Origin of the sequence: Treponema sp. Marseille-Q3903 (assembly GCF_014334335.1) — a bacterium.
GTDB lineage: Bacteria > Spirochaetota > Spirochaetia > Treponematales > Treponemataceae > Treponema_D.
In genome coordinates this window covers 837,268-850,603 of sequence record NZ_JACSEU010000001.1, presented here as the reverse complement: position 1 = coordinate 850,603, position 13,336 = coordinate 837,268, and the positions used below count along the sequence as shown (strand labels likewise).

Here is a 13,336-nt window from a genome sequence, read left to right as displayed (position 1 = left end):
TTAATGATAATATCGGTGTTTTTTTTATGAAATACCAGACTTATCATTTACTAAACCACAGATTAAACGTTTAACCTGAATTGGCTTGAGGTGATTTTATCAATGCCACCGATTGCCATAAAATTTTTCTAGAATAACGTGAAGTTTTTCGAGTGGTATAACAAAGGAGGATCTTATGAAAAAGCGAGTAATTGCTGTAATTGCGATTGTGGCATTGCTTTCAACTCTAGTTTTTGCAAAAAAAGCAAAAAACTCTAAGAAAATGGAAATTTCTGTATTTACGATACAGCAAAAACAGCAACCACCTAAAAACAACAGAATTTACAAATGGATTGAAGAGAATTTTGGTGTGACTTTCTCTTGGGATATTTTGGTTGGTGACAAAGACCAGAAGATAGGCGTACTTATTGCTTCAGGAGACCTTCCAGACTTAGTAGAAGTTGATTCTGAAAAATTTCAGGGAGCTGGATGTCTTATAGATATTAAGCCATTGGTAGAAAAACATTGTCCAAACATCATGAGACACTACAAATCGGCATGGAAGCAGATGGTTTACATGGATTCCGAAAAAGATTCTCAGGGAAACATAATAAAAGAGCACTTGTACTCACTTCCAAACTTCGGAGTAATCGATGGCATTAATCAAAGTACTTTATATAATCAGAATGCTTTCTGGATTCAAAAGTGTGTTCTCAAAGAATTCGGATATCCTGTAATCAAAACAGTAGACCAATACTTCGACCTTCTTGAAAAATATGCTAAAAAATATCCAACGATCAACGGCGCAAAAACAATTCCATTCTCTATCATCACAGCTGACTGGGAAGCATTCAATCTTTGGAATCCGCCAGCTTTCTTGGCTGGATATCCTAACGATGGAAATGGTCACATTACAAAGGATGGCAAAGGTTACAAATTTACAGACAACTTCTCAGACGCAAACGCAAAGAGATGGTACAAACTTGCTAACGGTTACTATCAGAAAGGATTGATTGACCCTGCGTCTTTTACAGACAACCGCGACCAGTACTACGCTAAAATTGCTCAAGGACGTGTGCTTGGTATGTTCATTCAGGGATGGCAGTTTCAAGGGGAGCCGGAACAGACTCTCAAGACTTCTGGTATGTACGAGAGAACTTATGCTCCACTTCCTGTAACATTTGATAAGTCAATAAAACCATACTACCGAGATCAGCCACTTCCTAATTTTCAGAGAGGTTACGGATTTACAACAAAATGCGGTCAGAAAAAAACTATTGAAATCTTGAAATTTATGGACGAAATGCTCAAAGATGAAAATCAGAAAGTTCTTTACTGGGGACAAGAAGGAATCGACTGGCAAAAAGACGCTCAGGGACGACCTTCAAGAACACAGGCTCAGAGAGACGAGCAGAACGATCCAAACTGGATTCTAAAAAACAAAGCAGACATTTGGAACTTTGAGGCTCCAAAAATCGAAGGCTCTTACTCAGACGGATTCGCTACAAGCATGAATGACCTTCCATGGGAATTTGAACTTGTCAACAAACCTGAAGATATAGAACTTTGGAAAGCTTATGGTGTATCTTCTTATGCGGCTCTCGTAGATCCAAATCCTCCAAAGAACGCCGGATGGTACCCGATGTGGCAGTGTAACCCATCTGCGGAAAACGACGGACTTGAGCACAACGCTGCAGTTGCTATGACAGGCATTGAAACTATCCAAAGAAAATATCTTCCACGAATGATTATGGGGAAACCTGAAGACTTCGACAAGACTTGGGATGAATATGTAAAACAGATTCGTCCTCTCACAGAAGTATACAACAAATTCATGCAGGGCGAACTTGATGCCCGCGTTAAGAACTTTGGTGGTGAAAAATAAAAAAAACTGTCTAAAAACTAAAAGTTCTGGACAGTTGATCTGAGTCTGTATCACTGATTTGACTCGCATTTATGCGACTCAAAAAAAGTCCACAGATATTTTTTTGTGGACTTTTTTTATTTCTTAAGAACAGGTACTTTATGGAAAATAAAAAACTTGCAGGCTCAGTTCCTGCAACTCAGCTTACAAATAAAAAAAACAAGTGGAAGATTCTCGGAAAACAAAAAGCACTGATTTTTATGTCGGTTCCGTTTGTCCTCTACATAATTTTGTTCAGATATATCCCTCTTTGGGGCTGGACAATGGCTTTTCAGAACTACAAACCGGCAAAATCATTTCTTGCACAGACATGGGTCGGGTTTAAATGGTTTTTTGAACTTTTTAAGAGCCCAGAATTTCTTCTATCTTTGAGAAACACTGTAGGTATGAGCCTTATAAGCACAGCGCTCGGCTACATAACCGCAATTTTGATTGCAGTATTTCTCAATGAAGTGCGTATTGTTGGAATCAAACGCTTTGTTCAGACAGTTTCTTACCTTCCGCATTTTTTATCTTGGATAATAGTGTGTGGGTTAGTTGCAAACGTCCTCAACGTAGAAGACGGTGTTTTAAATAATATATTGCTGACGTCTGGTTTTATAAAGCAACCTGTACAGTGGCTTTCAGTTCCTAAATACTTCTGGCACATCATAGGTTGGACTTATGTATGGAAAGAGGTAGGCTGGAACACAATAGTCTATCTTGGTGCGATGACTGCGATTGACCCTTGCCTTTACGAAGCGGCACAGATTGACGGCTGCGGAAGGCTTAGAAAAATCATGCACATCACTTTGCCGGGAATAAAACCAACAATCGTTATAATGATGATTATGTCTGCCGGACACATCCTCGACGCAAACTTTGAAATGCCGTATTTGCTGCAAAACGGCATGATTCAAGATGTTGCAGAAACTATCGACATCTACGTGTTGAAATACGGTTTCAAACTGTTCAACTTTTCGCTTGCAACTGCTGCCGGTATCTTTAAAAATGCAGTAAATATCATGCTTCTGCTTGTTGCAAACGGAATTGCTAAAAGAAGCGGAGAGGAGAGATTAATATGATGGACAAAAAAGATAAACCAACAGACTATTCAGCTGCAAAACAAAAAACAAGAATCGGAAACATAATTTTTGATACGATTATTTTAATCACGCTCGCTGTTGTTGTAATTGTAACTGTGTATCCATTTTGGAACACAATCGCAGTCTCTTTTAACGACGGGCTTGATTCACTCTCTGGTGGAATAACATTTTTCCCTCGCAAGTTTACATGGCAGAATTATAAAGCGCTTTTTGTAACAGACGCAATTTTCAATGCCGGGATAATCTCATTGACAAGGACTGTCCTTCAGACTGTTTTGAATGTGTTCTGTACGGCTATGCTCGCCTATGCACTCAGCCGAAAAGAGTTTTTAATCAAACGAACTCTTACGACAATCATCGTAATAGCAATGTACATAAACGCAGGTTTGATTCCCGGATATATGCTTATCAAAAAACTTCACATGATAAACAACTACGCAGTTTACATAATTCCGAACCTTGTAGACGTATTCAATTTTATCTTGATCCGCACTTACATCAACGGACTCCCAGACAGTTTTGTTGAGTCTGCAAGAATAGACGGAGCTAACGAGCTTAAGATTTTTCTGAGCATTATCATGCCTTTGATAGTACCTTCAATTGCGATGACATGCCTTTTTGTTGCCGTAGGAGCATGGAACAGCTGGTTTGACACATATTTATACTGTTCTCCAAAAGTAAAACTTCATTCTTTGCAGTACGTGCTGATGTCCTATCTTCAAGCAAGTCAAGGACAGAGCAACTCCGCCGCCGATTCAAACGCAATGGCAATAGCTGCAGCAGCAGGTTCCGCAAGTTCAATGGTAACTCCTGTCAGCATCCGTTCTTCAATAACGATTATTGCGACATTGCCGATTCTTGTCGTATATCCATTTGTGCAAAAACATTTTGTAGTCGGTATGACGATCGGCGGTGTAAAAGAATGATATCAGCATAACGTTATTTTCAGGCAGCTTGCAATGTATCGTCATGCGGAAAAAAAATCGGGAAGTTACTAAAACCAGCGAATTACTTAAAGCAGACGTCAACTTCAAAAGGTCCGAACTTCGTTACAAAAGGGATTGCAATAATAGGATAACTTTTAGGCCATGAAATCTGATGATTTTGTCCTATAACTGTCAATGGCGGAGAAATATCAAGTTCGTAGTTTTTTATTACGCTGACAGCATGCCCCGAAATGATATTTGTAAATTCACTTACAAGTTCCAGCGCCATATCGTCAAAATCTTCCGGACGGCATGCAATGCCTGAAAGCTCAAGCATTTTACTTGCAAGGATTTTGTGAAGCCTAAAAGCAATGATTCCTTTGTACATTCCGGTGATTCCGAGCAATCCTGAAACTTCCCAAGGATGCCCTGCATGCACTTCTAGTAAGTGGGCTTCTTTAGGAGTCGCCTTAATTCCAAACATCGCTTCAAAAGTGTTCATTCCTTCTGTTAAAAACGCATTTATAATCTTAGCATCCAATAACTACCTCCTGAGTAATATTTTTATATCCTTACGGAAGAAATGTCAAATATCAAATCCATCTTGTCGCAAAATGATTAAAATTGAATTTTTCCTTTTTTTATGATATATTATATCTAAATATGAACACACAATTCGAAATTAACCAGAAAGTCGTTTACCCAAGCCATGGAGTTGGCATCGTTAAAGAAATTTTTGATAAAACTTTTAATGAAAAAACCGTAAACTATTTTAAGATTTATATTGAAGCGTCTGACATGATGGTCATGGTTCCGATTGACAACGCAGAAAACCTTGGGATTCGCGAGATTGCATCTAAGGAAAATGCCGAAGAAGCTCTAAATCTCCTTTCGGAATCTTTTGAAACACCAACTTCCGACTGGAAACTTAGATATCAGATGAACCTCGACTTGCTCAAAAAAGGAACGGTAAAAGATATTGCAAAGATTGTCCGCTGCCTTTACAACAGAAGCAAAGTCAAAGAGCTTCCTATCCTTGAGCGAAAGCTTTACGACAATGCAAAAAAACTTCTTGAAGATGAAATCTCTTACGCACTCGGAAAAACTGCAAAAGAAATAGAAGCCGAGATTCACACAAAACTTGAGCCGCCTGGATCTGTCCTCAAAATCAAACACACAAACATCCTTGAAGATGACGAAGACGATGATTTGATGAACGACTATTCTGATTCAGGAAAATCGGAAAATTCCGATGACGATGATGAAAACGGAGCAGATGATTCGTCTTTAGACAAAGCCGACGAAGATTTTGACGACGATGACGATGGAGAATTCTAAAATCGCTATTGTGATTACCGCAGCAGGTTCTTCAACAAGAATCGGCGGTAATACGAAAAAAGAATACCTTCCGTTAGATGATGGCACAGTTCTTTCGAACTGTGTTTCAATTTTTTTAAATACAACGTTGAACGACTTTTCTATTACCGATTTTATCATCACATGTCCTGAGGGCAAGATTGAGCAAAGCCGAAACGCTGTCGAATGTGACAAACATACAAAAAAACTTTTAAACACGCTTTCAAAAAAAAATCACATAACTATAGATTACGTCGAAGGTGGAAAAACGCGTCAGTCATCTGTCTTCAACGCTTTGACCAAGATAAAAAATAGCCCTGAGATTGTCCTCATCCACGACGGAGCACGCCCTTTTGTGACTCAAAACGTGATTCTGCGCTGTATCAAAGCTGCATTTGAAAATGGGGCTTCAGTTCCGGGCATCACACCTACAGACACTCAAAAACAGATAGATGAAAACGGATTTATAGCGGCTCACCTTCAAAGAAATATGCTTGTAGCGGTTCAAACCCCACAGTGCTTTGAATTTAAAAAACTTTTTGAAGCGCATAAAAAAGCTACCCTCGAAAAAAAAGAATACACAGACGACACTGAAATATGGGGCGTTTATTGCGGAAAAGTAAAAGTTGTCGAAGGTGACTATGGCAACATAAAAATAACATATCAATCAGACATTGAAAAACTCGGAGCAAAAAAATGATTAGGATTGGGCTCGGCACAGACATACACAGACTCGTTGAAAACCGAAAGTTCATCATCGGCGGCGTTGAAATTCCATTTGAAAAAGGAGAAGACGGTCATTCAGATGGAGATGTCTTGCTCCACGCCATCACAGATGCCGTCCTTGGAGCTGCAGGGCTTGGTGATATCGGTTCATATTTTCCACCGGAAGACGACAAATGGAAAAATGCTGATTCTGCGGAGCTGCTTCGCACAGTGATGAAAGACGTTCGCTCTTGCGGATGGGAGATAAACAACATTGACTGCGTGATAAAGCTCGAAAAACCAAAATTTCTTTCTTACCGTCAAAAAGTGATCGATTCAGTTGCGAATATTCTCCAAATAGATTCTGACAAAGTTTTCGTTAAAGCAAAAACCGGCGAGAAACTCCCACCGGTCGGCACTTCTGAAGCTGTTGAAGCGGAAGTTGTCTGTCTGCTTACTCAGGCAGCTGAAGAATCAGATCAACTTCGTTTTCTGTAAGATTCAAATTATGTGCTATGTCGGAAATCGACCAACCCTGTCGTTTGAGCTGGCGGACGCTGTCGTTTATCTGAGGATTGAGCGTGTGTCCACGTTGTGCAGGATTTTTTTCCATATCCTGCTTTGTCATCTGATGAAGAACTTTAAACTTATTGTCGACATCGCGTGAAAGCCCTTGCAAATCGAGTTCTGTCTTTTTAATTCCTGACTGAACGGAGTTCAAAGCGTCTATTCGTTTTTCAGTATCGGCAATCAATACGTCGAGGCTTTCAAGGCGCCCGATTGCATCTGTGATTTTTGGACCGTTATTTAAAATTTTATCGACATTTGCCTGAACTTCTTTAATTTCGTTCGGCAAAGAAACAGCCTGCCTGTTGCAGTTCACAAGCCGCTGCTCAAGTTCCTTAAGTTTTTCAAACTGAGAATCAACATCGCTCTTGATTCTGTTTACAACTTCATCTTTTTTATCGAGGCGGTCGTACTGCTCAGAAATATACTGGAGTTTGTCGTTATAATTTCGCACTGTAACTTCCATCGCCTGCAAATCGTCTTTTGTAGTGTTCAATGAGGCGATTCTCTCATCAATCGTGTTTGAAAGAGCAATCATTCTGCTGAATTGCTGCTCAAGAGTTACTACCCGCCCTTTTTGAGCTTCAATGTTGTTCACCTGACGGTTTATCTCCTCGTTCAGTTTTAGGATTGAGCTGTATTGAGAATTCATCTTGTCTGCCGTGTCGGAGAACGTAGAAACTTTAGAGAACGAATTGTTTAATGTCTGAATATTATCTTCAAGCTGGCGCTTCATCTTGTCTGCCTTTTCGAACACTTGAATATTGTTCTTGACTTCTTGAATCTCTTTTTCAATTTCGCTCAAATGAGTTTGCAGCAAGTTTGAATCATCTTGCATTTTGAGCACAAAGTTTGATTGCGCAGCGCGAATTTCAGCCATCTTTGAATCTGCGCTGTCGTTTTGTTCCCGAACTTTCTTTTCTGTTTCAGCGAGCATCTGATTGTACATCTTCTCGATGTCGGAAGAAATTTCAGCTGAACGCTTTTCAAAAGAATGGACGGAAATATCAGCTTTATTTTGCAAATCGACGAGTTTATCTTCAAGCTCATCATGCTGCTTCGAGATAATTTCGGAATAAACGTTCATTTTTTTGAGCAATTCATTGCCTGCCTCTTCAACTTTTATTTTTGAAGAATTATTAAACGTTTCGAGCTCATCGCTAAAAATCTGTTTGGAATCTTCGAGCTGGCTCTTAATCTGCTGTTTCCACGTGTTGAATTCCGAAAGGGCTGCGTCGATTGTAGCAGTACCGCTGTCCTGACGGCTCTTCACGTTTTCCTCGAACGAGCGCAAGTCTTCGAGCAATTCATTTTGGACTTTTGACATGTTCGTTCTAACCATTTGTATGTTGTGCTCGATTTCCTGCTTCATTTCAGCTTCTGAACGCTCTGCGATTGAACTTATAGAATTGTTTGTTTCGCTCTTAAATGAATTCAATACATCTTGAATGTCATCGAGAGAATCCTGCATTTCGTTTTTTGTCTGTTCGAGAGACGCTGCGAGTTTTGTGTACTGGTCTGAAGCTCTCATCTGAATCGATTCAACATCTGCTTTCAAATCTTCAAGATATTTTGATTCAACTTCTCGGCGTGAATCTTCGTATTTGTTTGTCAGCGTCGTAAGCTTTGAGTCAAGGTCGTGCTTCCATTCTGCAATGTCCGAATCGATTTCGTTGTTCTTTGTAGAAAGTGTCTGATTGAATATAGATTCAAATTCCTGGAGTTTTGCGCTCATGCTGCCTGTCGCTGTGTTCTTGAGGTCGTCGAGAGAATCATTGATTTCGTTTATCTTTGTTTCAACAGCGTCCGAATCATCTTTGATTTTTTTGCTGAACTCATCGTGTTTTTGTTTTTGAGCAGATGTAAATATGTCAAAATCGTGCAAAACCCTGTTTTGAACTTCCGACATCGCAACTTTTAGGCTTTTTTCGAGAGCGTCGATATCAGTTTCGGAAAGCTGGATTTGAGAAAGTTTGTAATCTATATCTTTTTTGTAAGACAGGAGCTCGGCATCAACTTCCTCAAGAATATGAAGGTGCTTTACTTCGCTCTCGCTTACTGCTTTGCGGACAGAATCAGTGATGATTTTTGAAAGGTTAGAAAGCTGGACATCGGTTTCGTTTTTAAAAGTTTCAATCTGCACTTTTGAGTCCGATTTTAGCGAATCAATCTGATGTTTTGCCTCGTTTTGAATCGATTCAATTTGCCCAGCGGCTGCCGATTGGAGCGCTTCAATTTTGTGCTTTGTTTCAACTTGAATCGTATCGATATTTTTGCCGGATGCCGTTTCGAGATTTTCAATTCTCCTGCTGACAGCCTCCTCGATTGATTTAATCTGCTGCTCGGAAGATTCTTCAAGGTTTTCAATTCTTCTGCTGACAGCATCTTCTATCGACTTGACATGCTGCCCCGAAGATTCTTCAATTGTCGAAATTTTTTGATTTACAGCGTCTTCAATTGTTTTAATTTTTTGCCCTGAATATTGTTCAAGGTTTTCAATTTTTTGATTTACAGCATCTCCAATCGACTTGACCTGCTGCCCTGAAGTCTCTTCAATTGTCGAAATTTTTTGATTGACAGCTTCTTCTATTTCTTTTATTTTCTGTTCGGAATCTTCTTCAAGGCTCACAATTTTTTGGTTGACAAAGCTCTGGATTGCATTGATATTTTTACCGGAAGATTCTTCGATGCTTTCAATTTTTTGTTTTACATCGTCGATAATCGCTCTTATCTGCCGCTCTGACAAAGCCTGAATACTTTCAATTTTCTGAGTCGTCTCATTTTGAATGACTGCAAGGCTTTCGTTGACTTCGCTGATTTTTTGTTCAAGCTCCGGTTTTAATGAATTTGCCTTTTGTTCAGCTTCATCACACTGTTCTTGAATCGTGCGAACTGAATTCTGTGCGTCTTCAACAGACTTATTTGCTTCTTCCGAAATCCGGCGGAGAGCTTCTTCAAGATTTTCCTGCATTGTCTGAATATCAGTCTGGAGATTTGCAGAGCGTTCTCTGTATTCTTTCAATTCTGAAATCTGCTGATTTTGATTTGCCTGCAATTCTGAAAGCTGCCTGTCACTGCTGCTCTGGAATTCATTCAACGTATCTGTATATTTTTGCAAAAGATTTTTGTGCTCTTCTACGAAGTTTTCATTAAATTCATTGATTTTTTTCGTATTCGTAATCGTTGCGTTTTCAAAAGCCTGATTGTATTTTTCAGAAAAAGCGCCGAAGTCATCTTCAAATTTCTTAGCGATTAAAGCGTAATTTGCATCATTTTTCTTCTTGATGTTTTCTATTTGGTCTGCATACTTTTGTTCAATTTTTACATTGTCGTCATCAAAACGCGCTGCAATTCTTGCAATTATACCGTCATTTTTGCCGCTGATTGCTTCAAGTTGCTGATTGTATTTTTGGCTCAAACTGTCAACTTTTTCTGCAAAAGAGCCGGTCACAGTCCTGATTTTCTCATTGAATTTTTCGTTGAGTTTATAAAGATTTTCTTTTGCGGTTGCAATGACTTTATTTTCAGAATCGTTGTAAGACGCCGTAGTTTCTGCAATTTTTGTTTTTAGAGAATTGTCCAGCTCGGCAGCTCGTGCTTCAAGAGTTTCGGAAACAGCATCGAATTTTTCAGATATGCTCCTTGCAGAACTGTCTGTGTTGTCGGCAATTGATTTTGTAATCAATTCAACTTGACTGTTCAACTCTTGATAAAGTGAATCGATATTTGTTTTAAGTTCTCCTTTGTATTGCTCAAAACGCTCATGCGCCAGTTCACTCAGATGTTCAAATGCAGTATTTTCAAGTTTATCTGCCTCAGCGGCGGCTTTTGTAAATGAAGACTGAATATTTTGTTTTATATCTGCGAGAGCTTTTTCTGCATAAGCTTGCGACGCCTTGATATCTTCTGAGATTTTTTCTGCATAATTTTCGTACTGAGAAAGAAGCGTAGTTCCAATGGCTTTGAGCTGCTCTGCATTCTGTTCGGAAAAGTTTTTTGTCACTTCAGGAATACGCTTGTCTATCTGCTCAACTTTTGTAAGCTGCTTGTTCAGTTTTGAATTCAAATCATCTATTATTCCGCTTTCCTTGTGGATTCTGGCTAGATTTTCCTCAACTGACTCTGTCATCTGGTTCAAATCTTCGAGAACTTTTGCGTATTTATTTATCTGATTTTGAATATTGTTGACAGCTGTTATGCTTTGTCCAAAAGAATTCAACTTTGTTGAAAACTCTTCGTTCTGTTGCTTCATCACTTTCACAGCCGCATTTGCTTGAGTTTGCTGCGCATTGAAATCTGTGATTATGACGTTGAACTTTGTGTGAATCTCTTTGTAAATATTTAAAAGGTCTTCTTGACGTTTGTCCGCATATTTTTTTACTTTTTCCATTGAGTTATTGTCTTTATTAAGTCCATGAAAATAAATAGAAATTCCCAATGAAATAACAACAGAAACGAGAACTGCAATTGCGATAATCATTTTTTAATCCCACCCAATTAAAATAAAGTATATCAATTTTCCCCAAAGAAAATATCTGAAATTTGATAATAATGGCTGAACGTAAAATCAGCAACTTTTGATTTTTTACAAAACAATTTGCGGCTCGGAGGCACAATCCACGCTGTCTTCATTCCAACATTGTGGGCGCCTTCAATATCATATCTGTGATGATTCCCAACATACAAGATATTTTCCACAGGAACTCCAAGCGCTTGAGAAAGTTTGTAAAAAGGCGTTGGAGCCGGTTTAAGCGCTCCCGCCTGCTCCGAACCGATCATGACATCGCACAAATCTTTTACACCCCATATATCACCTTTTTGCTCCGGTGGAAAATCTGAGAGAAGCGCTACTTTGTAACCGTGCTGTTTGAGCTTTTTGATAAATTCAACGGCGCCTTTGCACGGCTTAATGTGACGAAAATATTTTTCGAGTCCTTTGTAGATTGTTTTTTCAAGGCGCTGTTCAGCTTCTGTTGGAGTACATTTTAATTTTTTAGCCATGTGCTCAGCCTGAATTTTTATAAAAAGCGGCGTAGCTTCTGTTTTGTGCATGATTTTTCTGACAAGACCGTATTTTAAGAAGAAAAAGATATGTGTAAGAAAGTAAGGCGTTATTATAAAATTAAACTTCCAAGTTCTATAAAGCGTTCCGTCGATATCAAAAGCGACTGCCTTAATCTGCGTCTTATCTATAGTATTCACCCTTATATTTTATCATAAAATTTAGAATTCGTCATTAGATTTTATATAATAGATTTTTGCGAGGGTTTCCAAGCTTCATCATATTTTCTCCGATTTCCACCGGTTCTCAGGGCTTAATCTAGCGTTCACAGCTGCAATTCCTCGTGGAGTGAATCAAGCCTGTCGAGCCGTTCTTTATCAGGAGTGATACAGAGATTTTTTTCTTGAGACGGCAAAACAAGTCCCTTTGGACCGTTTTTTGCGCGCCTCAGGTATTTTACGTGAGTGTAATAGAGGTCTGTTTTGCCGGCGTTTCTGGCTTTTGAATAATAAACGGCTAAGTTTGCAGCGTCCAAAAGAATATCGAGAGGAATTGTCTTTCCTTTGCGCGCCTTTATAAAAACGTAACCTCCGGGAAAATCACGGACATGAAGCCACATGTCTTCGCCCCTAACGTGACGGCGCAAAAGTTCATCATTCTCATTCGCATCACGCCCAACAAGAATGTACCAGCCGTTTACAATGTAATTTAGGCCCGGTTGCTTTTTTTTCTGCTGTTGTTTTGGTGTTGAGCTGCGTCGAAGAATCTGTTCCAATTTTACAGGATTCTGTTCATTTTTTATTTCGGAGTACAATTCTTCGAGTTTTGCAATCTGTTTTTGTGCAATTAAAATGTCGTGGGCAAGCTCTTTTGCACCGGTCACAGCTTTTTTGTACTGTTTGTAATATTCCGCAGCGTTTTCGTGTGCTGATTTCCCAGGATCGATTCGAAGGTTTACTGTTTTACCGGTTTCGTAATCTTCGCACTCAAGATATTTGCTATCATGTTTTATCAGATAGCCGAATGAGAGGATAAGGTCTCCCTGATGTTTTAGCTGTTCTGCATTTTTAAAAAGCTCTGCTTTTGCCTTAAGATTTTCAAGAGCAGCAGTTTTTTTTGAATAGTTTACGTTGTACCATTTTTCGGCTTTTTCAAGCAGCGATTCACGTGAAAGCGTTGAAGAATGTTCCGAATACCACCAGTCGACATATGCGTTGAAAGAATGATATCCGTCCCAGCTGCGGACAGGAAAACGCTCTTTTGAGTTTTCAAGTTTTTCTTCAATCACTGCCGGTAAAATAAAAACTTCATCTTTGACTTCATAACGTTCAGGACGCCGAAACATCGTATCGAGGACTAAATCGTGTTCATCGCACAAAATGACATTCGCTGCATTGCTCCAGAGCCTTATGTAAAGGTTAAAAATACTTTTGCCGCTGTGAGAAAGTTCCATTTTTATGACGCGTTCAAGCCCAATCTGAAATATCGAATTTATACGGCAGCCTTTGATCCGCGACTTTAAAAATTCCATAAAGCGAAGAGGTTTATCATTTTTTGTGATTTTGCGTCCGGTTTCATTTAAGCGGACTGAATTTTGCGCAGTGCAGATTAAAACAGTTTTTGCCTCACCTTCTTTATAAGTGTAAAGGGCAAGAGTATCATAGCTCGGTTGAATAATATCTTGAATGAAAGAGCCCGAGAGGTTTAATTCACTCAAAATTAAATTGATTTCGTTGCAGTTTAATGACATTTGATTCGATTATACATTAAAAATTTCATGATATGCTATAAT

The 13,336-nt window shown here is 39.1% G+C and carries 10 protein-coding genes; 6 read left to right on the top strand and 4 right to left on the bottom strand.

Annotated features, from left to right (window positions below; genetic code table 11):
- The first annotated feature begins 175 nt into the window (after nt 1–175).
- From H9I37_RS03925 to H9I37_RS03915, 3 genes are all read left to right on the top strand, one after another.
- Entirely contained in the window at nt 176–1,864 is a 1,689-nt protein-coding gene (locus tag H9I37_RS03925; protein ID WP_187381167.1) for a type 2 periplasmic-binding domain-containing protein, read from the top strand.
- Nucleotides 1,865–2,004: 140 nt separating this feature from the next.
- Nucleotides 2,005–2,967, top strand: coding sequence for an ABC transporter permease (locus tag H9I37_RS03920; protein ID WP_187381166.1), 963 nt, complete (start codon nt 2,005–2,007; stop codon nt 2,965–2,967).
- Nucleotides 2,964–3,914: a carbohydrate ABC transporter permease gene (locus tag H9I37_RS03915; protein ID WP_255422483.1), complete on the top strand. Its 951-nt coding sequence runs from the start codon at nt 2,964–2,966 to the stop codon at nt 3,912–3,914. The genes H9I37_RS03920 and H9I37_RS03915 overlap by 4 nt, the downstream gene beginning before the upstream one ends.
- Nucleotides 3,915–3,996: 82 nt before the next feature.
- Here the strand turns inward: H9I37_RS03915 and H9I37_RS03910 are convergent, their stop codons facing one another.
- Nucleotides 3,997–4,455: a chemotaxis protein CheX gene (locus H9I37_RS03910; RefSeq protein WP_187381165.1), complete on the bottom strand. Its 459-nt coding sequence runs from the start codon at nt 4,453–4,455 to the stop codon at nt 3,997–3,999.
- A gap of 122 nt (nt 4,456–4,577) precedes the next feature.
- On the opposite strand from H9I37_RS03910, the gene H9I37_RS03905 reads away from it, so the two are divergent.
- The 3 genes from H9I37_RS03905 to ispF are packed head-to-tail and all read left to right on the top strand — an operon-like array spanning nt 4,578 to nt 6,473.
- Complete coding sequence (locus H9I37_RS03905; protein ID WP_187381164.1) at nt 4,578–5,252, top strand: CarD family transcriptional regulator; 675 nt, start codon at nt 4,578–4,580, stop codon at nt 5,250–5,252.
- Nucleotides 5,239–5,970 carry a 2-C-methyl-D-erythritol 4-phosphate cytidylyltransferase gene (ispD, locus tag H9I37_RS03900; RefSeq protein WP_187381163.1) on the top strand — a complete coding sequence of 244 codons (732 nt, stop codon included), beginning with the start codon at nt 5,239–5,241 and terminating at the stop codon, nt 5,968–5,970. Before H9I37_RS03905 ends, ispD begins: the two co-directional genes overlap by 14 nt.
- Complete coding sequence (ispF, locus tag H9I37_RS03895) at nt 5,967–6,473, top strand: 2-C-methyl-D-erythritol 2,4-cyclodiphosphate synthase (protein WP_222864175.1); 507 nt, start codon at nt 5,967–5,969, stop codon at nt 6,471–6,473. The genes ispD and ispF overlap by 4 nt, the downstream gene beginning before the upstream one ends.
- Here ispF and H9I37_RS03890 read toward each other — a convergent pair.
- The 3 genes from H9I37_RS03890 to H9I37_RS03880 all read right to left on the bottom strand — a co-directional run bounded on the left by H9I37_RS03890 (nt 6,430) and on the right by H9I37_RS03880 (nt 13,294).
- On the bottom strand, nt 6,430–11,022 hold the full coding sequence (locus H9I37_RS03890) for a SpiroCoCo family coiled-coil protein (RefSeq protein ID WP_187381162.1): 4,593 nt from the start codon (nt 11,020–11,022) through the stop codon (nt 6,430–6,432). The genes ispF and H9I37_RS03890 overlap by 44 nt on opposite strands.
- A 32-nt stretch (nt 11,023–11,054) precedes the next feature.
- Entirely contained in the window at nt 11,055–11,744 is a 690-nt protein-coding gene (locus H9I37_RS03885) for an HAD family hydrolase (RefSeq protein WP_370586891.1), read from the bottom strand.
- Between the two features lie 125 nt (nt 11,745–11,869).
- Entirely contained in the window at nt 11,870–13,294 is a 1,425-nt protein-coding gene (locus H9I37_RS03880; protein WP_187381161.1) for an NFACT RNA binding domain-containing protein, read from the bottom strand.
- Nucleotides 13,295–13,336 lie beyond the last annotated feature (42 nt).

What these genes read in the sequence shown, in the direction of transcription:
- H9I37_RS03925 (WP_187381167.1), top strand. Translation starts at nt 176, where the DNA reads ATGAAAAAGCGAGTAATTGCTGTAATTGCGATTGTGGCATTGCTTTCA.
- H9I37_RS03920 (WP_187381166.1), top strand. Translation starts at nt 2,005, where the DNA reads ATGGAAAATAAAAAACTTGCAGGCTCAGTTCCTGCAACTCAGCTTACA.
- H9I37_RS03915 (WP_255422483.1), top strand. Translation starts at nt 2,964, where the DNA reads ATGATGGACAAAAAAGATAAACCAACAGACTATTCAGCTGCAAAACAA.
- H9I37_RS03905 (WP_187381164.1), top strand. Translation starts at nt 4,578, where the DNA reads ATGAACACACAATTCGAAATTAACCAGAAAGTCGTTTACCCAAGCCAT.
- ispD (WP_187381163.1), top strand. Translation starts at nt 5,239, where the DNA reads ATGGAGAATTCTAAAATCGCTATTGTGATTACCGCAGCAGGTTCTTCA.
- ispF (WP_222864175.1), top strand. Translation starts at nt 5,967, where the DNA reads ATGATTAGGATTGGGCTCGGCACAGACATACACAGACTCGTTGAAAAC.
- H9I37_RS03890 (WP_187381162.1), bottom strand. Translation starts at nt 11,022, where the DNA reads ATGATTATCGCAATTGCAGTTCTCGTTTCTGTTGTTATTTCATTGGGA.
- H9I37_RS03880 (WP_187381161.1), bottom strand. Translation starts at nt 13,294, where the DNA reads ATGTCATTAAACTGCAACGAAATCAATTTAATTTTGAGTGAATTAAAC.